The organism is Tepidibacter thalassicus DSM 15285, assembly GCF_900129915.1.
Lineage (GTDB): Bacteria > Bacillota > Clostridia > Peptostreptococcales > Peptostreptococcaceae > Tepidibacter > Tepidibacter thalassicus.
The window spans coordinates 47,697-71,863 of sequence record NZ_FQXH01000008.1 but is presented as its reverse complement, the minus strand read 5'-3'; the positions used below and the strand labels follow the sequence as shown (position 1 = coordinate 71,863).

23 protein-coding genes are annotated in these 24,167 nt (G+C 26.5%); 21 read left to right on the top strand and 2 right to left on the bottom strand.

What is annotated here, in order from left to right; all coding sequences use genetic code 11:
- Positions 1-35 precede the first annotated feature (35 nt).
- From BUA19_RS04445 to BUA19_RS04435, 3 genes are read left to right on the top strand one after another with little or no spacing between them, the layout of a single operon-like run.
- Positions 36-1,907, top strand: coding sequence for a hypothetical protein (locus BUA19_RS04445; protein ID WP_072724118.1), 1,872 nt, complete (start codon positions 36-38; stop codon positions 1,905-1,907).
- 1 nt (position 1,908) lies between these two features.
- Positions 1,909-4,047, top strand: a complete 2,139-nt coding sequence (locus BUA19_RS04440) for a UvrD-helicase domain-containing protein (protein WP_072724116.1) — start codon at positions 1,909-1,911, stop codon at positions 4,045-4,047.
- 1 nt (position 4,048) lies between these two features.
- Positions 4,049-4,726, top strand: coding sequence for a PD-(D/E)XK nuclease family protein (locus BUA19_RS04435; protein ID WP_072724114.1), 678 nt, complete (start codon positions 4,049-4,051; stop codon positions 4,724-4,726).
- On the opposite strand, the gene thpR is transcribed toward BUA19_RS04435, so the two are convergent.
- The gene (gene thpR / locus BUA19_RS04430; protein ID WP_072724112.1) at positions 4,723-5,247 is read right to left on the bottom strand and encodes an RNA 2',3'-cyclic phosphodiesterase; all 525 of its coding nucleotides are present in this window, start codon (positions 5,245-5,247) and stop codon (positions 4,723-4,725) included. The genes BUA19_RS04435 and thpR overlap by 4 nt on opposite strands.
- A gap of 120 nt (positions 5,248-5,367) precedes the next feature.
- On the opposite strand from thpR, the gene BUA19_RS04425 reads away from it, so the two are divergent.
- The 10 genes from BUA19_RS04425 to BUA19_RS04385 all read left to right on the top strand — a co-directional run bounded on the left by BUA19_RS04425 (position 5,368) and on the right by BUA19_RS04385 (position 12,625).
- Positions 5,368-5,685, top strand: coding sequence for a YkvA family protein (locus BUA19_RS04425; protein ID WP_072724110.1), 318 nt, complete (start codon positions 5,368-5,370; stop codon positions 5,683-5,685).
- A gap of 144 nt (positions 5,686-5,829) precedes the next feature.
- Complete coding sequence (hpt, locus tag BUA19_RS04420; protein WP_072724109.1) at positions 5,830-6,348, top strand: hypoxanthine phosphoribosyltransferase; 519 nt, start codon at positions 5,830-5,832, stop codon at positions 6,346-6,348.
- A 145-nt stretch (positions 6,349-6,493) separates the two neighbouring features.
- Positions 6,494-7,786, top strand: coding sequence for a double-cubane-cluster-containing anaerobic reductase (locus BUA19_RS04415; RefSeq protein WP_072724107.1), 1,293 nt, complete (start codon positions 6,494-6,496; stop codon positions 7,784-7,786).
- Positions 7,783-8,034, top strand: a complete 252-nt coding sequence (locus tag BUA19_RS04410) for a DUF3343 domain-containing protein (protein ID WP_072724105.1) — start codon at positions 7,783-7,785, stop codon at positions 8,032-8,034. Before BUA19_RS04415 ends, BUA19_RS04410 begins: the two co-directional genes overlap by 4 nt.
- Positions 8,035-8,052: 18 nt before the next feature.
- Positions 8,053-8,808, top strand: a complete 756-nt coding sequence (locus BUA19_RS04405) for an acyl-CoA dehydratase activase (protein ID WP_072724104.1) — start codon at positions 8,053-8,055, stop codon at positions 8,806-8,808.
- A 136-nt stretch (positions 8,809-8,944) separates the two neighbouring features.
- Positions 8,945-10,129 carry a BaiN/RdsA family NAD(P)/FAD-dependent oxidoreductase gene (locus BUA19_RS04400; RefSeq protein ID WP_242939248.1) on the top strand — a complete coding sequence of 395 codons (1,185 nt, stop codon included), beginning with the start codon at positions 8,945-8,947 and terminating at the stop codon, positions 10,127-10,129.
- Between the two features lie 24 nt (positions 10,130-10,153).
- Complete coding sequence (locus BUA19_RS04395; RefSeq protein ID WP_072724100.1) at positions 10,154-11,383, top strand: competence/damage-inducible protein A; 1,230 nt, start codon at positions 10,154-10,156, stop codon at positions 11,381-11,383.
- Between the two features lie 76 nt (positions 11,384-11,459).
- A complete protein-coding gene (locus BUA19_RS04390; protein WP_072724098.1) occupies positions 11,460-11,672 on the top strand; it encodes an alpha/beta-type small acid-soluble spore protein in 213 nt (70 codons plus the stop codon).
- A 113-nt stretch (positions 11,673-11,785) separates the two neighbouring features.
- Positions 11,786-11,959, top strand: a complete 174-nt coding sequence (locus BUA19_RS11700) for a hypothetical protein (protein ID WP_178137453.1) — start codon at positions 11,786-11,788, stop codon at positions 11,957-11,959.
- A 21-nt stretch (positions 11,960-11,980) separates the two neighbouring features.
- Positions 11,981-12,625 carry a TIGR01906 family membrane protein gene (locus BUA19_RS04385; protein ID WP_072724096.1) on the top strand — a complete coding sequence of 215 codons (645 nt, stop codon included), beginning with the start codon at positions 11,981-11,983 and terminating at the stop codon, positions 12,623-12,625.
- 13 nt (positions 12,626-12,638) lie between these two features.
- Here the strand turns inward: BUA19_RS04385 and BUA19_RS04380 are convergent, their stop codons facing one another.
- Positions 12,639-13,124, bottom strand: coding sequence for a hypothetical protein (locus BUA19_RS04380; protein WP_072724094.1), 486 nt, complete (start codon positions 13,122-13,124; stop codon positions 12,639-12,641).
- A 94-nt stretch (positions 13,125-13,218) separates the two neighbouring features.
- Between BUA19_RS04380 and BUA19_RS04375 the strand changes: the two genes are divergently transcribed.
- The 8 genes from BUA19_RS04375 (at position 13,219) to nifJ (ending at position 24,156) form a co-directional block, all read left to right on the top strand.
- The gene (locus BUA19_RS04375; RefSeq protein WP_072724091.1) at positions 13,219-13,719 is read left to right on the top strand and encodes a hypothetical protein; all 501 of its coding nucleotides are present in this window, start codon (positions 13,219-13,221) and stop codon (positions 13,717-13,719) included.
- 24 nt (positions 13,720-13,743) lie between these two features.
- Positions 13,744-15,510, top strand: coding sequence for a GAF domain-containing SpoIIE family protein phosphatase (locus BUA19_RS04370; protein ID WP_242939236.1), 1,767 nt, complete (start codon positions 13,744-13,746; stop codon positions 15,508-15,510).
- A 13-nt stretch (positions 15,511-15,523) separates the two neighbouring features.
- Positions 15,524-16,108, top strand: coding sequence for a flavodoxin family protein (locus tag BUA19_RS04365; protein ID WP_072724087.1), 585 nt, complete (start codon positions 15,524-15,526; stop codon positions 16,106-16,108).
- Positions 16,109-16,136: 28 nt separating this feature from the next.
- Positions 16,137-17,312, top strand: a complete 1,176-nt coding sequence (gene aroC, locus BUA19_RS04360; protein ID WP_072724085.1) for a chorismate synthase — start codon at positions 16,137-16,139, stop codon at positions 17,310-17,312.
- Positions 17,294-18,331, top strand: coding sequence for a 3-dehydroquinate synthase (aroB, locus tag BUA19_RS04355; protein ID WP_072724083.1), 1,038 nt, complete (start codon positions 17,294-17,296; stop codon positions 18,329-18,331). Before aroC ends, aroB begins: the two co-directional genes overlap by 19 nt.
- The gene (gene aroA, locus BUA19_RS04350; protein ID WP_072724081.1) at positions 18,321-19,598 is read left to right on the top strand and encodes a 3-phosphoshikimate 1-carboxyvinyltransferase; all 1,278 of its coding nucleotides are present in this window, start codon (positions 18,321-18,323) and stop codon (positions 19,596-19,598) included. The genes aroB and aroA overlap by 11 nt, the downstream gene beginning before the upstream one ends.
- A gap of 70 nt (positions 19,599-19,668) precedes the next feature.
- Positions 19,669-20,238, top strand: coding sequence for a phosphate propanoyltransferase (gene pduL / locus BUA19_RS04345; protein WP_072724079.1), 570 nt, complete (start codon positions 19,669-19,671; stop codon positions 20,236-20,238).
- A gap of 384 nt (positions 20,239-20,622) precedes the next feature.
- Entirely contained in the window at positions 20,623-24,156 is a 3,534-nt protein-coding gene (gene nifJ, locus BUA19_RS04340; RefSeq protein WP_072724077.1) for a pyruvate:ferredoxin (flavodoxin) oxidoreductase, read from the top strand.
- The last annotated feature ends 11 nt before the right edge of the window (positions 24,157-24,167 follow it).

Here is a 24,167-nt window from a genome sequence, read left to right as displayed (position 1 = left end):
AGATTTTAAGATGAAAGTTTAGTGGTGGTGATTAAATGAAAAATTTTTTATATATTGGTTGTTCTAATAGTGGAAAAACTAATATATTAAAAGAAAAATATGAAAATATTTTGAAAGAAGGAGTAAAAGAAAATCAAATATTAGTATTTATAAATAGTAAATCTCAAAATTATATATGGGATGATATTGAAACTAATACTTTTTATAAAATAATTAGAAATCATATTATTTTATTTTGGCCTATAATTGAAGAAAAATTAAAAACAGGAAAAATTATTCCGAAATTTTTAGATATAGAAATTAGCGAGTATTTATTGAATAAATTAGTAGATAAATATAGGGAGAATGGGAGATTTTTAGATGTAAATATACCTAATTCTGTATTATCATCAGATATATTAAACAATATATCTAAGCTATCTTTGAATTGTATAGAATTTGATGAAGTTGATATGTATTTAAATAAATTTTTACAAAATGAGGATTTATTAGTTAAAGACAATATTTTGGCAATTAAAGATATTATAAGAGTGTTTGTAAAAAAAAATATAAATGAAGGAGTGCTTAATTTTAGTTTAGCTTGTTATTTGTTTAGTAAGTATATATTGAATCATTCATTGTATGAAGAGTATTTAAAAAATAATATAAAATATTTAATTGTAGATGATATTCAGGAAAAATCTTTTTTAGAAATAAAATTTATAGAAAAATTATTAAATATAGTTGATCAAGCTTATTTGGCATATAATACTGATGGTTCTGTAACTAAAATACTAGGAGCAGATGAAAATTCAGTTAGAGAAATTATATTTCCAAAATGTAATTTGGTAAAACTTAATTCGAAAGAATTAATAAAAAAAGATAAAATAATTATAAAAAATAGTATTTTAAGAAGTGAGATGATAGTTAATATAGTTCAAGAAATAAAAAATCTTATTAAAAGTGGATATAAATCAGATGATATAGATATTATAGGTTCTTTTGTAGATAGTATTTTAGAGAACAGACTAAAAAAAGAATTATCTAAAATAGGTTTAAAACTTAGAACTATGACCAGGAGGGGTGCTATTACTGATAATCCGTTTATAGATAGTTTGATAACTATAAGTCTTTTAGTCAATAATTCTTGGAATATAATGCCTAATAAAGATTCTATTTCTAAGACATTCTCATTGATTTTAGGTATAGATATGATAAGATCGAGATATTTGACTTCTCAAATAACTAAAAGAGAACCTTATGAACTTCCTGCTGTTGAAGAAATTTCTAGTGAAATTATAGGGGAAGATTATTTGCAAAAATATAAAAATTTAAGAAATTGGATTTATAAAAATAGAGAAAATGAATTAGATATTGATGTATTTTTAAAAAAATTATTTTTAGATATATTACTTCCGCTAGAAACTTCTCAAGAAAATTTAACAGCTTGTAATTATTTAATCAATCTTGCTAAAGAGTTTTTGGAATATGCAAATGATAATGATAAATTTAAAAAAGATAAAAATAAAATGTTTGTAGATATGGTATTAAAAGGAATTAGAGTTTCTGATATTAAAGATGACGAAGGAGAAGGTATAAAACTTTGGACTTCATATTCGTATTTACTCAGTTCTAAAAAAAGCAAAATTCAAATTTTAACAGATGGAAGTTCAAGTGTTTGGCATCAAATAGGAATAAAAAAATATTATAATCCATTTATATTTTTAAAAGAAAATAGAGCTAAAATTTGGAATTATGAATGTGAAAATAAGTATAAAACGTTACAAACTCTTAGCATAATAAAGAGTATTTTAAGAAAATCTTCTCATAGTACATATATATTTAAAAGTGAATATAATTCTAATGGGTATGAGCAAAAAGGAGAATTTTTAGAATATGTAATTGAGGTCTTAGAAGGAGAAAATTAATATGAAGTGGAGAGAAGGACAGATTGATGTGATGAATTATGAAAAAGGGATTTTAGCAGTACCTTCAGTTCCAGGAGCTGGGAAAACTACTGTGATTACTTCAAAAACTGTAGATTTAATTGTAAAAGGGTTAAATAAAAATGGAAAGATATTAATAGTTACTTTTACTAATAGTGCAGTATCTAATTTTAAAAGTAAATTAAAAAAATTGCTTGAAGAAAAAGGAATGGATAGTAATTGCGGATGGGAATGTAAAACTCTTCATTCTTTAGCGAATTCTATAATAAGAGAAAGTCCTAAAGATGCTTATTTAGATGATGATTTTGAAATTATAGATGATATTGAAGCTACGGATATTATAAGGAATTTTTCTTTTGAATTTTTTAAAATGTATGAAAATATATTTTTAAGATATTTAAATATTCAAAAAAGCAATAGCCAAGACTATATAGAAAAAGTACGAAAAAAATGGAGTGATAAATTTGTATCTATAACTAAAAATATAATAAGTTATTTAAAATCTAAGGGTATAAGGTATGTACAAGCTCAAGAAATATTAAAGAATTATAATCAAATAGATGAACTTTTGAAAATAATTTTTAATATATATATTCTTTACGAAAAAGAACTTATAAAAAAGGGCAAAGTAGATTATGATGATATAATAATTCGAGCTGCAAATCTTCTTGAAAGTAGAAATGATATACTCAAAAGACTTCAAGATAGATATGTATATATATTTGAAGATGAAGCTCAAGATTCATCTTTGATGCAAGAAAAAATACTGTTTTTATTATCTCAAAAACATAAAAATTTAGTTAGAGTAGGAGACCCCAATCAAGCTATAATGTCTACTTTTACAAATTCAGATCATAAACTTTTTAGAAAATTTTGTGAAAGGGATGATGTAAAAAAAATAGTAATACCTGTTTCGAGTAGAAATACTAAAAGTATATTGAGTTTGGCAAATTATTTAGTTAAGTGGAGTAATAGTAATGGAATTAATTTAAGTAAAGAGGAAGTTTTGGTAGAGCAGTATATAAAGCCTGTTGATAAAGATGATCCGTATCAAAATCCGATAGTTGACGATGTAGGCATATATATAAAAACTTATGAAAATGAAGATGTAGAAATGAAAAATGTAATAGTTAATATTAAACAAGCTATAAAAAAATATCCTAATAAAACTATGGCGCTTTTACTTAGATATAATTTTAAAATAGATAAATATATAAATTTGCTTGAAAGAGAAAATATACCGTATCAAGTAATAGATAGGTATAGAGGAGAGTCTGCGCAAATAATAGAAAAAATAGGGAGAATAGTAGAATTCATATCAACGCCTGATAAAACTAAATTAATAGGGCTATTAAATTTAGTTTATGATAATCAAATAGAAGAAAATGAAAAAAAAGAATTAGATAAATACAATATAGAAGAAATATTTTTTCCTCAGAATTGTAGTGGGATTGAAAATTTGAAAATAAATGAAAATTTAAAAGAAATACTTGTCAATATAAAAAATTTATTTGAATATTCAACTCAAAAAATAGATAAATTTTTATTACAAATAGGTGAAGAATTTAAATTTAATTTAGAAGAACTTACTATTTTAGATTATATATCTACTGTTTCTAATAAAATGTTCTTTGAAAATCCTTATTTTACATTGGAAAATTTAGCTTATGAGCTTTTGAAAAATAAAAATTCTTTTAATTATTTTGCATCTATTGTTTTTGAAAATAAAGGGTATGAACCTAAAAAAGGATATGTTACTATTACTACTTGTCATAAAGCAAAAGGGCTTGAATGGGATGTAGTATTTATACCACATATGACTTATTTGGATTATCCAGGAAGGTTTCAAGATAAATTTAGAGGAGAGCTATATTATTTAAAAGACGAATATAAAAATATAGAAACTTTATATAAATCTACAATAGATTATTTGATGGAAAATAAAAAAATAGAAAATAGCACCAATAAAATGAAAAGAGAAATATTGTCAGAAACATTAAAACTTGTATATGTGGCATTTACGAGAGCTAAAGAAAGGTTATTTATATCTACTAATGGAAAAGAATATAATAAATCTATTTATTATAAAGTAGTTGAGGATTTTTTAAGGGGAGTTAATTGATATGGAAAAGTTAAAAAATATATATTTTAGTCAGTCTTGTATAGATACTTATGATACTTGTAAGCTTAAATTTAAGAAAATATATATAGATAATATAAATTGGTCGGGAGATAATAAAAATTTTGGAAGTAAATTTCATCTTTTAGCTCAGAGATATTATGTGGGAATTGATACAAATTTAGATAAAACTAAAGAAGAATATGTTTTTTTTGAAAATTTAAAGAAATTTTTGAGAAGAGATAAAAATATGTATCCGGAGTACACGATAAGATATAAAAGAGGAGACTTAAAACTTTTAGCTAAAATAGATTTGTTAAAAATAGAAGAAAATAAAATTACAATATATGATTGGAAAACAAATAAATCTAAATTGGATAGATATCAACTTGAAAATTCTTATCAAACTAAAATTTACTTGCATAATGTAACTGAAAATTTTAAAGTGCTTCCTAAAAATGTTACTTTGATTTACTATAATCCTAGATTTAATGAATTTTTAGAAGTTTATTATAGTGATGAAAAACATTTAAAATACAAGCTAGAGTTAAAAAATAAGATAATAGAAATAGTAAATCAAAAAGTATTTGATGAAAAGCTGGGAAAACATTGTAAATTTTGTCAGTTTAATGCTATATGTAATGAACAGTGGACTAATATAGACTTTCTACTAGATTATTAGTAGAGAGTTTCATATATAGGTCCTTTTTTTGTAAGTGTACTTTTTATTAAATTTATTTCGTTGATTTTAAAATTTAAGCCTTTCATTTGTATATTATTTATTATTCTAAGACTTAAATTATCTAGTTTTACTTTTCTAGCAATAGTTATATGTGGTTTGAATTTTTTCGTTTCTTTTTGAAAACCTAATTTCAACAAATCGTCGTTTAAATTAATTACATTAGTTGTTAATTTTTCTATATCTCCAGAAAGTCCTATCCATAAAATAGCTTGATTATTTCTTTTAAAATACGATATTTTATCAATTTTTAGATGAATATTTAGTTTTTTATAATTATTTAATATTTTTTTTATATCTGATAGTTTGTATTCTTCTGTTTCTCCTAAAAACTTTAGTGTAAGATGTATATTTTCTTTTTTAGTATAGTTTCCTATTATACCTTTTGATATAAGATATTCTTCGATATTATATATATATTCTATTATTTCTTTTGGAGGATAAATCCCTATAAACAATCTCATTAAAACCTCTCCTTTTTTATTTTTATCATAAAAATTTTTTCAAATGGTTATTTTATTCTTTTTCATATATTATAATTGTTTATATAAACAATTATAATATATGAAAAAGGATGATTTTTTATGAAAAAATTAAAATATGCTTTTTCGTTTTTTAAAAGAATAAATGTATTGTCTAGATTTATAATAGATAGTAATGTGTCAAACTTTAAAAAAATAAAAGTAGTAGTATCTTTATTGTTTGGTTTTTTATATTTTTTATCTCCAATAGATATAATTCCAGAAGTAGTTCTAGGATTAGGGCTTATAGACGATGGAGTTATACTTTTATATTTGCTTACTATAATAAATGAAGAATTAGATGAATATGAAAAAAATATTGGTCAAAAATATAATATCATATTAGAAGATGTAGATTATAAAATAAAAGATGAAAGCTAGGAGAAAATTTTCTCTTGGCTTTTTGTATTTGAAAAATGTCGATTTTGAATATACGAATATTTTTTTTGTCTAACAAAAAAACATTCACACATACACCTCGGTATGATATAATTTTTATGAATAAAATAAGTAGAGGTGGGAATTATGCATAAAATTACTGAAATTTTGATAAAGGAAGAAGATATAAAAAAGAAAGTTTATGAATTAGCTAAAATAATAGAAAAAGATTATAATGGTGAAGAAATTTTACTCGTAGGAGTTTTAAAAGGTGCTTGCGTATTTATATCTGATCTTATGAGAAATATAAATTTAGATGTGGCTTTAGATTTTATGGCAGTTTCAAGTTATGGAATGTCGACTAAAAGTTCAGGGGTAGTGAAAATTTTAAAGGATTTAGATAGTGAAATAGAAAATAAAAATGTGTTAATTGTAGAGGATATAATAGATACAGGTCTTACATTAAAGTATTTGTGTGAAAATTTAAAGTCGAGAAAACCTAAGTCATTAAAAATATGTACATTATTAGATAAACCTGAGAGAAGAAAATGTGATATAAAAGTGGATTATGTAGGATTTTCAATACCTGATAAATTTATAGCTGGATATGGAATTGATTGTGCTGAAAAATTTAGAAATTTACCTTATATAGGAATAGTAGGATAATAATTTTCCTGCTATTTTTTTTATTAATTTTTTTTATAGTTAAATTTGTTGTATAGATATTTTTTATATTTAGAGGTTTTTTGAAAAAAATATCAAAATGTGTAAAATGTGTATTAATTTAAAAATAAATTTAGGAGGAAAATTTATGGCAGATTATAGAGAAATGTGGAAAGAGTTGGATATGGATTTGGAAAAACACGATGGACTTTGTGAAGTATTACCGATGTTTTATGATGAAGTGTATCTTTCGCAGGAGAATAGACCAGAAAATATGAATTATTATAATTTTGTAATATCTGAAGTTCATGGCCTTAGAATAAAGGAACTGCAAGATTCAAAACAAGAAGGTAAAAAAGTAATAGGCTCTTTTTGTGTATATGTTCCAGATGAAATAACATTGGCTCTTAATTGTATACCTGTTGGAATTTGTTCAGGATCACAATTTTGGGTTCCAGATGGAGAAAAATTACTTCCTAGAAATACATGTCCACTTATTAAAGCGTCTATAGGGGCAAAATTGAGCAAAACATGTCCGTATTTTCAATCTTGTGATGTTGTAGTTGGAGAAACTACTTGTGATGGAAAGAAAAAAGCATGGGAAATATTAAAGGATTATATGGATGTATATGTAATGGATTTGCCTCAAATGAAAAGAGAAAAAGATAAAATTCATTGGATAGATGAAATAAAAATGTATAAAGATTTATTAGAGGAAAAAACGGGAATAAAGCTTTCTTTTGAAAATTTAAAAGAAAAAATAGAGTTAGTTAATAAAAAAAGAAGAACTTTAAAAAGATTATATAATTTTAGAAAATATGATCCAGTTCCTATAAGTGGAAAAGATGCATTGCTTGTATCTCAGATTGCTTTTTATGATGATATAAATAGATTTATAGAAATGACAAATAAATTATGCGATGAATTAGATGAGAGAGTAAAAAATGGGGAAGGAGTATTTGAAAAAAACACACCGAGAATTATGATTACAGGAACTCCTATGTCTATACCAAATTGGAAAATACATCATATAGTTGAAACTAGTGGGGGGGTAGTAGTTTGTGAAGAAACTTGTACTGGAACTAGATATTTTGAAAATGAAGTAGATGAAAATGCGAATACTATTGAGGAGCAGTTTGAAAATTTAGCTAATAGATATTTAGGAATTAATTGTGCTTGTTTTACTCCAAATAAAGGAAGAGTAGAAGATATATTAAATTATGTAGAAGAATATAAAGTTGATGCAGTTATTTATAATTCTCTTCAATTTTGTTCTACATATTCTATAGAATACAAAAGCGTAGAAAAGGCTTTAAAGGAAAAGGGAATACCAGTTATAATGATAGAAACAGATTATAGTGAAGAAGATACTGGACAAATAAAAACGAGAGTTGAAGCATTAATTGAAATGATAAAAGAAAAGAAGGGCGTAACAGCATGATAAGATATTATGTATTATTTGCTTCTCATAATGATGGGCTTTGTTTTGAAAAAGTTTTAAAGGATAATAGTTTAAAATATACAATAGTTCCAACTCCTAGAATTTTAAGTAAGTGTTGTGGTATATCTATAATGTTAAAAGAAGAAGTATTAGAGAAAGTTAAATATTTGATAAATAATAATAAGCTAAAAAACGAAGGATTATATAGAGTAAATAAAGAGACAAAAGAATATGAAAGAGTATGTTAAGAATGAGGAGTGTTTTAATTGTATAATATAGGTATAGATATAGGCTCTGTTGCAACTAAGATAGTAATTATGAAAAATAAAGAAATATTTGACTGTAAAGTATCTCCTAGTGGGTGGAATCCAAAAGAGACTTGTCAAATGCTAATAGATGAGATTATTGATAAAAACAATTTGAACAAAAATAAAATAAAAACCATAGTCGCAACAGGATATGGAAGAGTTGCACTTGATTTTGTTGATAAAAAAGTTACAGAGATTACGTGCCATGGCAAAGGGGCTAAATTTTTGAATAGTAATACAAAGTCTATTATAGATATTGGAGGTCAAGATAGTAAAGTTATTATTTTAGATGAAGAAGGAAGAGTTTTGGATTTTATAATGAATGATAAATGTGCTGCAGGAACAGGAAGATTTTTAGAAGTTATATGTACAGCCATGGGTATAGATGTAAAAGAATTATCGGATATTGCTTACAATGGAGAACCTATAAAAATAAATAGTATGTGTACAGTTTTTGCTGAATCAGAAATTATAAGTTTAAAATCAAGAGGAACTAATAAAGAAGATATAGCGGCAGGACTTGTTCATTCTGTTGTAGATAAAGTAGTATCTCTTGCTTCGAAAATGAGATTAGAAGAAGAAATATTTTTTTCTGGTGGATTGTGTTCAAATGAATATTTAAAGAGTGTGCTCGAAAAAAAACTTAATAAAAAAATTATTACAAGTAAATATGCACAATTTGCAGGAGCAATTGGTGCAGCGCTTTTAGGATAAGAACAAGTTTGAACTTGTTCTTATTTCATTTTTCAGTTATTATTTTAAAGTATAATTAAAAAATAATACTAAACCTAAGGAGGTAAAATTATTGTCAGATAAAAAAGTAGTTGTTATTGGCGGTGGTGCTGCGGGAATGCTTGCGGCAGCAACTGCTGGAAGTAAAGGAAAAGATGTTATTTTAATTGAGAAAAATGATATATTAGGGAAAAAACTTTTAATAACAGGTAAAGGAAGATGCAATATTACAAATGATTGTGATATAGAAGAACTTATAGAGAATGTTCCTGTTAATGGCAAATTTTTATATAGTGCATTTTATACTTTTACTAATGCAGATGTTGTAAATTTATTTAATAAATTAGGAGTTAAAACTAAAGTTGAAAGAGGAAAAAGAGTATTTCCAGTGTCGGATAAATCAAGAGATGTGGTAAAGGCACTCGAAAGATATATGAGGCAGAATAATGTAAAAATAATAAAAGGTGAAGTTAGTAAAGTTATATCAAAAGAAAATAAAATTTCACAAGTTGTACTTAATAATGGAAAAATTATAAAGTGTGATAGCGTAATAATTGCTACAGGAGGACTTTCATATCCACAAACGGGTTCTACTGGAGATGGATATAAATTTGCTAGAGAAAATGGACATACAGTAACTAAAATAAAGCCGTCTTTAGTTCCTCTCGAAGTTAAAGAGGAGTGGGTAAAAAAAATCAATGGGCTTACTCTTAAGAATGTTTCAATTTATGTTTTAAATAAAAAAAATAAAAAGATATATGATGATTTTGGAGAGATGAATTTTACAAATTATGGAGTATCAGGGCCTGTAATATTATCTGCAAGTTCGTATATGGGAGATATTGAAAAAGAAAAATACAAAATTATTATAGATTTAAAACCTGCACTTTCTGAAGAAAAATTAGATAAAAGGATACAGAGAGATTTTGAAAAGTATTCTACTAAGCATTTTTCAAATTCATTAAATGATTTATTGCCTAAGAAAATAATTCCTGTTATTATTGAATTATCGAAAATTCCAGCAAATAAGGTTGTAAATCAAATTTCAAAACAAGAACGTAAAAATTTAGTGAAATTACTTAAAAATATTACTTTAGAAGTAAAGAAATATAGACCTATAAAAGAAGCTATAATTACTTCTGGAGGAATTAAAATAGATGAGATAAATCCTAGTACTATGGAATCTAAAATAATAAAAGGACTTTTCTTTGCGGGAGAAGTTATAGATGTAGATGCATATACAGGAGGTTTCAATCTTCAAATAGCATTTTCAACAGGTTATTTAGCAGGAATAAATTGTTAGAGTAGTTTAAAAGGGGTGATAAGAGTGAATGCTGAAATATTATGTGTTGGAACAGAGTTATTGTTAGGGGATATTGTAAATACAAATGCTCAGTTTATTGCTAAAGAGTTAGCTGATTTAGGTATTTTTGTGTATTATCAATCAGTTGTAGGGGATAATCCGAAAAGAATAAAAAATTCATTTGAAATTGCTTTTTCAAGGGCGGATTTAGTAATTGTAACAGGAGGATTAGGACCTACTAAAGATGATATTACAAAGGAAGTTGCAGCTGAGTATTTTAATGAAAAATTAGTTTTAGATGAAAGTTCATTTAATAAAATAAAGGAATATTTTGAGTCTCAAAATAGAAAGATGGTAGAAGGAAATAAAAAGCAAGCATATTTCCCGAAAGATTCAATTATTTTACCGAATGATTATGGAACAGCTCCTGGATGTATTATAGAGAAAGACAAAAAAATATTAATTTTATTACCAGGTCCTCCAAAAGAGATGATTAATATGTTTAAATCGTATGTAATACCTTATTTAAATAAATATCAGGATAAGGTATTAGTATCTAAGGTACTTAGACTATGTGGAATTGGAGAAAGTCATATGGAGGATGTAATCAGTGATATTATGAGGAATCAAACGAATCCGACTATTGCTCCATATGCAAAACAAGGAGAGGTTATTATTAGGATTACGGCAAGGGCAAATTCAAGAAAAGAAGCAGAAAGCCTTATAATTCCGATTAAGAATGAAATTTATTTAAGACTTTCAGAATATATTTATGGAGAAGGAGATACTTCTCTTGAAGCAGAAGTTGCAAAATTACTTATAAATAAAAAACTTACAATAGCAACAGCTGAATCTTGCACAGGAGGTCTTATAGCGTCAAAACTTATAAACTATCCTGGTGTTTCATCTGTATTTATAGAAGGTATGGTTACTTATAGTAATGAATCTAAAATGAAAAGGCTTAATGTAAAAAAAGAAACTCTTCAAAAATATGGTGCTGTTAGTGAACAAACAGCAATAGAGATGGCTGTAGGAATTGCAAAAGAAGCAGGAACGAATATAGGATTAGCGGTTACGGGAATTGCAGGTCCTGGTGGAGGAAGTGAAGAAAAACCTGTTGGATTAGTTTTTATAGGGCTTTATATTAATGGAAATGTAAAAATTAAAAAGTTAAATCTAAAAGGAAGTAGAGAAAAAATAAGAAATATTACGTCTATAAAGGCATTAGATTTTTTAAGAAAAGAAATTCTATAAAATACCATACATTAAATTAAAAATTCTTCACACAATAATAACAAGCAACAAATAAAATACAAAGTGAGGGATTTATATGACTAATAATAATAAAAAAGTAGTTCCTGAAGCTAGAGCTGCATTAAATCAAATGAAACTTGAAACTGCTAATGAATTAGGATTATCTAATTATCAAAATATGGATAAAGGAAATTTAACAGCTAGACAAAATGGCTATGTAGGTGGATACATGACTAAAAAATTAGTTGAAATAGCTCAAAAACAAATGTCAGGACAACAACAACAATAAAAATAATAGGTGGATTCTTTGGAATTCGCCTATTATTTTTATTTAAAATAGTGAATATTTTTTGAAATTTAGTCAACAATAGATTTGAAAAATACTTTAAGGAGTGATTAGGTATGGAACAAAATCCTAATTTTGAAATGATAAAAGAAAGATTTAAAAATGCTTCATTAGACGAAAAAATAGAAATATATACAACTACATCAGGATTGACAGTGGAGCAGTTTAAGGAATTGCTTAAATATTTTCCTATACAACATTTAGATAAATTAGAAAAAGCCATGGCTTAAATAAAGTACGAAAGGAGTAAGATGAAAAAAGCTATATATTATTTATTTGGCTTTTTATTGTTTTTGACAATATTTTTAAATGTAATTCAATTTTACTCATTTAATAATTCTTTCTATTTTTTTGAATACAACAAAAATAATATTTATAAAAATGTAAAATACAATAAAGAAGATATAAAAAATATAACATATAATTTGACAAATTACTTAAAAAGTTATGAGCGAAATTTAGATTATAAAGAAGTTTTTGGAAGTAAAGAAATGAAACATATGAAAGATGTAAAAAAATTATTCGATATAGGATTAACAGTTAAAACTATAGTAACAGCAATTACTAGTGCGATTATTATTGTGAGTTTAAAGGATTATAAAAATTTAATTTACTTTACAAACAAAAGTCTTATAGTAATAAACATCTTTTTTTTATTTATTTGTTCGTTGATTTCACTAAATTATTACAATTCATTTACATTGTTTCATAAAATATTTTTTGATAATGATTTATGGCTTTTAAATCCAAAAGAGAGCATAATAATAAATTTATTGCCATTGGAATTTTTCAAAGATATTAGTATGTATATATTTATAACAAATTTGATTATCAATTTAATAGTTATAATTACGTTTACTTACATTAGTAAAAAAATTAAAAAAGTTAAGGTGTAATACCTTAACTTTTTTAATGATTTGGTTTTATATAATTATAGACTCGTTCATGGCCTAGTGGAATAGAGCCAGTATTTAAGTATTCAAGCATATAATTTATTTCTTTTTCAGTTAGATATTTTGAAGGAATAGTTAAAGTATAACCTTTTTGATTTAATAATTTTTTCAATTTTGTTTGTTGTCTGATATTTGCTTTTTTGTATCTAGATTTAGAAATTCCAATTTTATCTTGTATTTTATAAAGCATTTCTAATTCTTTATATTTAAGAACTATTTTTTTTATATATTCTTCATATGAATTTTTAAATTCCTTATCGTTTTTTAAGTTTGGATTTTCTTTTAACCACTTTGGAGGATTTTTAGATAAAAATATATTTTCGACGAATATGTTTATTGGTAATTTGCCTGTTCTTAATCCATTTTGGTATTTTCTTAATATTTTTTTTGTAAAGTTGTGAATTTCGGTTCTAGTTTTAATATCTAGATTTTTTATGTGCATAAAACCACCTCCTTTATTGTAGTATTTCCAAGTATAAAAAGGATTATAATGGGAAAAATTAAGTATATATACTTTTTAATAAAGGAGGGATTTTATGCTGAATGATTTTTTGAATTTAATATATAAAGAATTTATAAAAAGTAGAGTGAAAAATTTAAAAAATACAAATTCGTATAGTTTAAAACAAAAATGTAGTATTGAGTTGATTGCAAAATTAGATGATATTTTATGTAATATATTTAAGTTTATACTATGTATGTTTATTTTTATTGTACTTTTTAAGTTAAATGTTTATTTAGGTATTTTAATTTTGGGAGGATTTATACTTTACAAAAAAATTGTAAATGAAGAATTTGAAGAAGAATTTAAAAATAAAAGTTTAAATTTTAAATATATATTAAATGAAATTTTAAAAGATAATACAAAATTAAAAATGAAATCGATACTGGTTATAGTTATTTTGCTTAATTTTTCAACATATACAAAATTTTATTTAACTATACTTATAACTCTTTTAATATTTACTATAAAAGATATATATAGTAACATAAAGAATATACCTACAAAATTTTTTAATGAAAAATTTTCGAAATAAATTTATTGTGTTGGGGGAAGCATTGTGAAAAATAAAAATGTAATAAATAGTATTGTTGAAATATCTAAATTAGTTACTTCATCAACTAATTTTTTTGAAATAAAAGATAAAATTGTTGAAAGAATGCTCGATGTAATACATCCTACAAAGGCATGTGTAAATTTGTTTTTTAAAAATAATTATAAATATTCATATTTAGTGTGTTCGGCGACATTGGATTATATACCGAAATTATTTTCTAAAAGTGATGAAGATGTTATAAAAATAGATTTTGACAAGTATCCAGAATATATTCATGAAGCGGTTTTTGAAAAAAAGATAGTTTGGGTTAAAAATGTATTCGAAGATAAAAGGGCAGAAATAGAAAGATCTCTTGCGAGAGAAGAAGGATATATAGGTAGAATAGTATTTCCTCTTGTAGCTAATAACAATGTTGTAGGTTTTATTACTTGTTATCTTAAAAAAGATGATATTCTTACAACAGAAGATATAAATTTTGTATCTTCTGTTTCTTCTTTAATAAGTCTTTCGATTGAAATAACTAAAGAGAATAACAAAGTTGATACTTTGGTAAAAAAACTAAGAGGAGCAATAAATTATATAAGTAAGGCTACACAGCAGTTGTATACTAATAAAACTATAGATAGTTTTCTTTCGTTAGTGAGTAAACAAATGTGTAAACTTACATTAAGTGAAAGTGCTATAGTGTTGTTAAATGATGTAGAATATAAAACACAGAGGTTTAATCAATGTGGAAATGAAAATGTAAATTTACATAAGATATTAGAATTTATTTTAAAAAATGAAATAAAGCAAAATGGTATATATTATAATTCAGACTCTATCAAAGAAGATATGAAAAAGCAAAATATTAAATCTTTAATTTATTATAAGTTGAAAAAAGGAAATGATATTATTGGATGTATTGCTGCTGTAAATAGTAAAAAATATACTGATGATGATATTAAAATTTTAAGTATATTTTCATCTCAAATAGTAGTGGCATTGCAAATGTATATAAATTCTAAAAGGGCATTTGAGCATAAACTTTTGGAAAAAGAATTAGAACTTGTTTCTAATCAGCAAAAACTTATAATGAGTGAAAGTAAAATAAAATTTTCTGATTCTAAAGAAATTTCTTTTTTTCATAAGCCATCTAAATATATAGGTGGAGATTTTTGTGAAATAATAAAAATGGATGAAGATAGAGTATGTATATTTATAGCTGATGTAATGGGGCATGGAATATTATCTAATTATTTTGTTGCGATGATAAAAGGTGTACTTCAAACATTAGTATATGAGAATCAGTCTCCAGGTAGTATTCTTACTAAAATGAATCGTATATTATACAAGGATTTTGATAAAGTAAATATATTTGCAACTGCTAGAGTAGGAATATTTAATTCTAAAAGTGGAAAAGGAATAGTTTCAAATGCAGGTCATTACTATTCTTTAGGAATTAAAAAGTTAGATGGTGATTTTATTGTAGAGGAGTTAGATTTTGATAAAGGTATGCCTATAGGTGTATTAGAAGATATGAAATATGAAGAATATGAGTATAATGTGAATGAATATGAATTTATATGTATGTTTACTGATGGAATAATAGAAGCTTCAAATGAAAGGGGAGAAGAGTATAGTGTAGAAAGATTAAAAAAATTTATATATAATAATTATAATTTGAACAGTAGTGATATCTTTGAAAATTTAAAAAAGGAATTACATGACTTTACAGGAAAAGATACTTTTGATGATGATTTGCTTATTTTATTTATAAAAAACAAATAAAGGGGAAATACATATGGCATTTTTAATAATTAATGCTAGTCCTAGAAAAGGGAAAAATTGTTACTGTGTATTAGAAAATGTTAAAAATATTTTAGATGATAACAATTTAAAATACAGAGTAATTGATATATACGATTTAAATATAGATTATTGTAATGCGTGTGGGTATTGTGAAAAAACAGGACATTGTCGTATAAATGATGATATGAAAAGTTTGTATAGGGAATTTAATGATTCTATTGGAACAGTAGTAGTATCTCCTGTATACTTTGATTCTGTTCCAGCGAAATTAAAAACATTAATAGATAGAACTCAAGCTTTTTATGCTAGCAAATATATATTAAAAAAACCTTCCATAGATAGAAATAAGAATAGGGTAGGAATGTTTATTTCTATAGGAGGAAGTAGAGCTTATAAAACTCAATTTTTAGGAGGAGAAATAGTTATAGATTTTTTCTTTAAAAGCATAAATACAAAGTTGATTCATAAGTATTATTTAGCTAATACCGATGAAATAGAGGTAAAATCTAATTTAGATGCTTTAGAAGATATTAAAAATTTGACTTTAGATTTAATTGATAGGGCTAGTAAAAACTAGCCCTTATTTTGAGAAAGGGGAGATTATCTTGTTAAGATATTTAACTTCAGGAGAATCGCATGGGAAATCTTTAATTGCGATTTTAGAAGGAATGCCATCTAATTTATATATAAATGTAGAAAATATAAATAGAGAGTTATTTAGAAGGCAACAGGGATATGGAAGAGGAGATAGGATGAAGATAGAAAAAGACAATGTTAATATTTTATCTGGATTAAGAGGAAATATAACTATTGGAAGTCCTATAGCAATTGAAATAAGAAACAAAGATTATGAAAATTGGAAAGAATACATGAAAACTATTGGAGAAATAGATCTACAAAGCAAGAAGGTTACAAAGGCAAGACCTGGACATGCTGATTTAGTAGGAACTTTAAAATATGATTTTGAAGATGTAAGAAATGTTTTAGAGCGAGCAAGTGCACGAGAAACAGCTATAAGAGTAGCAATAGGAGCTATTTGTAAAGAGTTTTTATCAAATTTCAATATAGATTTTACATCTCATGTTGTACAAATAGGGAAACAAAAAATAAAAAATAATTTTTCTTTTAATTATATAAAGGAGAAATCTGAAATTTCTCAGGTTAGATGTGTAGATGAAAATTTTGAAAAATTATTTATAGATGAGATAAAAAGAGGAAAATATGAGGGAGATAGTTTAGGTGGAGTATTTGAAATAAGAATAAAAAATGTTCCGTTAGGGCTTGGTTCTTATGTTCATTATGATAAAAAATTAGATTCTGTTTTGAGTGCTCATCTTATGTCTATTCAAGGAATAAAAGGAGTTGAATTTGGTCTTGGATTTGAAATAGCTTTTTTAAGGGGATCACTTGTTCAAGATGAAATATATTATTCTAACGAGAAAGGTATTTATAGAAATACTAATAATTTAGGAGGAATAGAAGGAGGAGTAAGTACGGGAGAAGAAATAATTATAAGATGTGTGATGAAGCCAATACCGACATTATATAAACCTCTTAATAGTATAGATGTTAATACACTTGAAAATTATAAAGCATCTATAGAAAGATCTGATAATTGTGCTGTACCAGCTGCATCTGTAGTTGCTGAAAATGTCTGTGCATTTGTAATAGCTAAATTTTTTATTGATAAATTTTCGGGTGATAATATGAATGATATAATTAAAAATTATAAAAGTTATATGGAAAGGTTGGAAGGTAGAGGATGGAAAAAGGGGATATAGTTTATATAGAAAAAGATTTTGAAAATTTTAGTTTGAAAAAATATTACGATAAGATTTTAATTATAACTGATAAAAATGTGAAAAAATTGTATATAGATGATTTTGTTAAAAATATAAAATACGATAATGTTTTAGTATATGATATAGAGCCAGGGGAAAAATCTAAATGTTTAAATGTTTATGAAGATATTTTGAAATTTTGTATAATGAATGGATTAAGCAGAAAGTCTCTTATTATATCTTTAGGGGGAGGGGTTGTAGGAGATTTAAGTGGATTTGTTGCATCTACATATATGAGAGGTGTAGATTTAATTCATTGTCCTACTACGTTGTTAGCTCAAGTAGATAGTTCAATAGGTGGAAAAACAGGTATAAATTTAGGAATTTATAAAAATGTCATAGGTACTTTTTATCAACCGGAATTTATATATGTTAATATAAATACATTGAAGACACTGCAAAAAGATGAATTTTTAAGTGGATTATCAGAAGTTATAAAATATGGTCTTATATATGATTGTTATTTTTTAGATTATTTGATGAGTAATAAGAAAAATATATTAGATTTAGATGAAAGCAGTTTGATTTACATTGTAAATAAATCTTTGAATATAAAGATTGATATAGTAAAAAAAGATGAAAAGGAGTCTAATTTAAGAAAAATATTAAATTTAGGACATAGCTTTGGGCATGGTATAGAAAAGATAGGGAAATTGAGCCATGGCTATGCAATCTCCATAGGGACACATATGGCTTTTAGGTTGGCGTTAAAGAAAAAGTTTATAGATAAAGATTACTATGATAAAGTTGTTAATATTTATAAAGAGTACAATCTGCCTATAACTTTTAAAGGTATAGATTCTAAATATATATTAGACATTATGAAAAAAGATAAAAAAAATAGCTATTTAAAATTTAGTCTAGTATTACCGGTTGGATACGGAAAAGTAGATATTTTTGAAGATATAAAAGAATATGAAATACTTTCTGTAATTGAGGAGGTAAAAAATGAATTTTAATAGTGTTTTACGATTAAATGGTGAAATAATTCTTCCAGGGGATAAGTCTATTTCTCATAGAGCAGTAATGTTTTCGGCTATTTCTAATGGTAAAAATTATATTAAAAATTTTTTGATGGGACAAGATTGTTTAAGTACTATAGATTGTTTTAGAAAAATGGGAGTTAATATAGAAATAGATAATGGAAATATTATAGTATATGGGGGAGGGTTGAGAGGTTTAAAAAAACCAGATGATGTTTTAAATGTAGGGAATTCAGGAACTACAATAAGGCTTATAATGGGAATACTTGCTGGTCAAAATTTTAAGTCTACTTTGATAGGAGATGAATCTATAAGTAAGAGACCTATGAAAAGAGTTACAGATCCTCTTAAAGAAATGGGTGCTAAAGTAGATGGAATTGAAAATGGAAATTTTACTCCTATAACTATTGAAGGTGGAAATTTGAATGGAATAAATTATAAAATGAGTATAGCATCAGCTCAAGTAAAGTCAGCGATTATTTTAGCTTCTTTATTTGCTAATTCACCTTCTAAAATAATAGAAAAATCTAAAAGTAGAAATCATACGGAAATAATGTTAAAGGCATTTGGGGCTGATATAAATGTAGATGGTCTTGAGATTGATGTAAATCCCGTTGATTGTTTATATCCACAAGAAATACATGTACCTGGAGACATTTCTTCAGCTGCATTTTTTATTGCTGGTGCGAGTATAATAAAGGGTTCTGAAGTTTTGATAAAAAATGTAGGACTTAACCCAACAAGAACTGGTATTTTGGATGTTTTAATAAAAATGGGTGGAAATTTTGAAATATTAAATAAAAAAATTATATGTGGAGAAGAAATTGGAGATATATTAGTTAAATATTCTAATTTGAATGGAGTTATTATAGATGGGGATTTAATACCAAGACTTATAGATGAAGTACCTATAATTGCTATTATGGCAACTCAAGCAGAGGGGCAGACTATTATAAAAGATGCAAAAGAACTCAAAGTTAAAGAATCAAATAGGATTAAAAGTGTTGTTGAAAATCTAAAAAAAATGGGAGCAGATATTCAAGAGTTAGAAGATGGAATGATAATTAATGGACCTACTAAACTTAAAGGAGCAAATATAGAAAGCTTTAATGACCATAGGATAGCCATGGCGTTTTCTATAGCTTCATTAATAGCATATGGAAATACATATATACATAATTTTAAGTGTGTAGATGTATCTTTTCCGAGTTTTTGTGATATTCTAAAAAGGATAAGTTATTAAAAATTTGATTTTTAAATAAAAAAAAAGTATAATTAGTTTTGTTGAAAAAATTAAAGAGGGGGTAGCTATAATGAAATTACCTATAGCGTTATCAAACAGACATATTCATTTAAGTAAAAAGGATATTGAAGCTCTATTTGGGGAAGGATATGAATTAACTCATTTTAAAGATCTTTCTCAGCCAGGACAGTTTGCTTGCGAAGAAAAAGTAGACGTAGTAGGACCAAAAGGGACAATTAAAGGTGTTAGAATACTTGGACCTGCAAGAGGAGAAACACAAATAGAGATTTCTCTATCTGATGGATTTGCTTTAGGAGTTAAAGCACCACTTAGAGATTCTGGACAACTTGAAGGAACTCCAGGAGTTAAACTTGTAGGACCAAAAGGAGAAGTAGAACTTGAAAGAGGAGTTATAGTTGCTGCAAGACATATACATATGCATACAGAAGATGCTGAAAAATTTGGTGTTGTAGATAATCAAAGAGTTAAAGTTAGAACTTTTGGAGAAAGAGCAGTAGTATTTGAGAATGTTTTAGTTAGAGTAAGTCCAAAGTATGCTTTAGAGATGCATGTAGACATAGAAGAAGGAAATGCAGCCGGAGTAAGAAATGGAGATATGGTAGAATTAATAGTTGAATAAATAATAACAAATTACCGACTAAAGTCCTATGTTGTAATTGACATAGGGCTTTAGTTGTATTTTGGTTATATAAAATTTGTTTTTGTATAAAAATAAAAATACATAAAGTAAAAAAGCATTGTTTATCCATTATTTATACACATTAAATGTATAAATATACTAAAAGTTAAAAAAATAAAATTTATTCTTAATTTTTCCTTATACTGTCTTGATTTTAAAAATTTTTTAAATTATTATAAAAAGAAAGGGATATAAAAACATATAAAGAATATTTAATTAATGGAGTTTTAGTCAAAAAAATGTCAAATTGAAAACGATTGACATTTTGTATATTGTATACTATACTCAAATCAATAATAAAAATTTATGTAAGGAGGCTTTATGATGGCAAAGCAAATGAAAACAATGGATGGTAATACTGCTGCTGCATATGTTTCATATGCATTTACAGATGTTGCAGCTATATACCCAATTACACCATCATCACCTATGGCAGAACATACTGATGAATGGGCAGCAAATGGAAAAAAGAACATATTTGGACAAGAAGTACAAGTTGTAGAACTTCAATCTGAAGGAGGAGCTTCAGGAGCTGTTCATGGATCACTTGCAGCAGGAGCTTTAACTACAACTTATACTGCATCTCAAGGGCTTCTTTTGATGATACCGAATATGTATAAAATAGCTGGAGAACTTCTTCCAGGAGTATTTCATGTAAGTGCTCGTGCAGTTGCAAGTCATGCACTTTCTATATTTGGGGATCATTCTGATGTAATGGCAGCAAGACAAACTGGTTTTGCGTTTTTAGCATCAGGTTCGGTTCAAGAAGTTATAGATCTTGGGGGTGTTGCTCACCTTTCTGCTATTAAAGGTAGAGTACCTTTTGTACACTTCTTTGATGGATTTAGAACTTCTCATGAAATTCAAAAAGTTGAACTTATAGATTATGAGGATTTTGCAAAACTTGTAGATTATGATGCTGTAAAAGCTTTTAGAGATAGAGCTTTAAATCCAGAGCATCCTGTAACTAGGGGTACAGCTCAAAATCCAGATATATTCTTCCAAGCGAGAGAAGCATCAAATACGTATTACGAAAGAATACCTGAAATTGTAGCTGACTATATGAAAGAAATAAGCAAAATTACAGGTAGAGAATACAAGCCGTTTAATTATTATGGAGCAGAAGATGCTGAATACATAATAGTTGCTATGGGTTCTGTTACTGATACTATAGAAGAAACTATAGATTATTTATTAGCAAAAGGAGAAAAAGTAGGTTTAATAAAAGTTCGTTTATATAGACCTTTTTCAGCTAAATATTTCTTTGATGTTCTTCCTAAAACTGTTAAGAAAATCGCAGTGCTTGATAGAACAAAAGAGCCAGGAGCACTTGGAGAACCTTTATATCAAGATGTTCGTACTTTATTCTATGATAAGGAAAATGCTCCTGTGATAGTTGGAGGACGTTATGGACTTGGATCAAAGGACACTACACCTTCTCAAATAAAAGCAGTATATGATAATTTAAAACAAGATAATCCTAAGAATAATTTTACTATAGGTATAGTTGATGATGTGACAAATACATCACTTGAAATAAAAGAAGAAATAGTTACAGAGCCAGAAGGAACTATAAGATGTAAGTTCTGGGGACTTGGTTCTGATGGTACTGTTGGGGCAAACAAGAGTGCTATTAAAATTATTGGAGATAATACAGATCTTTATGCACAAGGATATTTCTCTTATGATTCTAAAAAATCAGGTGGAGTTACTATTTCTCACTTAAGATTTGGTAAAAAGCCAATTAAATCAACTTATTTAATAGATGAAGCTGATTATATTGCATGTCATAATCAGTCTTATGTAGATAAATACGATTTATTAAAGGGACTTAAAAAAGGAGGTACATTTGTACTTAACTGTAAATGGAGTCCAGATGAAATTGGTGAAAAATTACCTGCTTCAATGAAAAAATATATAGCAGATAATGATATAAACTTTTATGTTATAAATGCTACAGATATAGCAGCAGAAATAGGACTTGGAAACAGAATAAATATGGTTATGCAATCAGCTTTCTTTAAACTTGCAAAAGTTATTGATTTAGATGATGCTGTTAAGTATTTAAAAGATGCTATTGTTAAGTCTTATGGTAAAAAAGGTGAAAAAGTAGTAAAAATGAATTATGAGGCTGTAGATAGAGGAATGGATGCTCTTATTAAAGTTGATGTTCCTAAGTCTTGGTCAAATGCTACAGAAGTTAAATCAGATGCAACTAAAGATGTTCCAGAATTTATAGAAAAAGTTTTAATTCCAATGAATAAACAAGAAGGAGATTCACTTCCAGTAAGTACTTTTGTAGGTATGGAAGATGGAACATTCCCTAATGGAACTGCAGCTTATGAAAAACGTGGTATAGCTGTAAATGTACCAGAGTGGCAAATAGATAAATGTATTCAATGTAATCAGTGTTCATTTGTTTGTCCACATGCAGCGATTAGACCTGTTTTATTAAATGAAGAAGAAATGAAAAATGCGCCGGAAGCTTTTGAAACTAAGAAAGCAATTGGAAAAGGGCTTGAAGGCTTACAATATCGTATGCAAGTAAGTCCTCTAGACTGTACTGGTTGTGGAAACTGTGCAGATATTTGTCCAGCTAAGGAAACAGCACTAATTATGAAGCCTATTGAAACACAAATAGAAAAAGAAGCTTTAAATTGGGATTTTGCTATGACAGTAAAACCAAAAGAAGACTTAGTAAGTCCTAATAATGTTAAAGGTAGTCAATTTAAACAGCCACTTCTTGAGTTCTCAGGAGCATGTGCAGGATGTGGAGAAACTCCATATGCTAAAGTGATAACTCAATTATTTGGAGATAGAATGATTATAGCTAATGCTACAGGATGTTCTTCAATTTGGGGAGGTTCAGCGCCATCAACTCCATATTGTAAGAATCAAGAAGGAAAAGGACCTGCATGGGCTAACTCATTATTTGAAGATAATGCTGAATATGGATATGGTATGGCAGTAGCTGTAAAACAATTGAGAAATAGATTAACTGATTTAATGAAAGAATTAGTAGGGCTTGATATAGATGATGAGTATAAGAAAGTATTTACTGAATGGCTTGAAGGAAAAGAAGATGCAGATGCTTCTAAAGCAGCTACAGCTAAGATACTTAATGTGTTAGAAAATAATAATATAAAAGATGCTAGAGCTAAAGAGATATTAGGTGAAATTGCCGAAAAGAAAGATTATTTAGTTAAAAAATCAGTTTGGATAATCGGTGGAGATGGTTGGGCTTATGACATTGGTTATGGCGGACTTGATCATGTTTTAGCTTCAGGAGAAAATGTAAATGTACTTGTATTTGATACAGAAGTTTATTCAAATACAGGAGGACAGTCTTCAAAAGCTACTCCAACAGCAGCAGTTGCTAAATTTGCAGCTTCTGGTAAAAAAGTTAAGAAGAAAGACCTTGGTATGATTGCTACAACTTATGGTTATGTTTATGTAGCTCAAGTAGCCATGGGAGCAGATAAGAATCAATTTATGAAAGCGTTAATTGAAGCTGAAAAATATGATGGACCATCTTTGATAATAGCTTATGCTCCATGTATAAACCATGGATTAAAAGAAGGTATGGGACGTACTCAAGCTAATCAAAAACAAGCTGTTGAATCTGGATATTGGCATTTATATAGATATAATCCAGAATTAAAAGCTCAAGGAAAGAATCCGTTTATATTAGATTCTAAAGAGCCAACAGCAAGCTTTAGAGATTTTATAATGGGACAAGTAAGATATACATCACTTCAAAAGGCTTTCCCAGAAATAGCAGAAGATTTATTTACTAAAGCTGAAGAAGATGCAAAAGAAAGATATGAAAATTACAAAAAGATGGCTGAAAGAGATTAATAAAAAAGAGA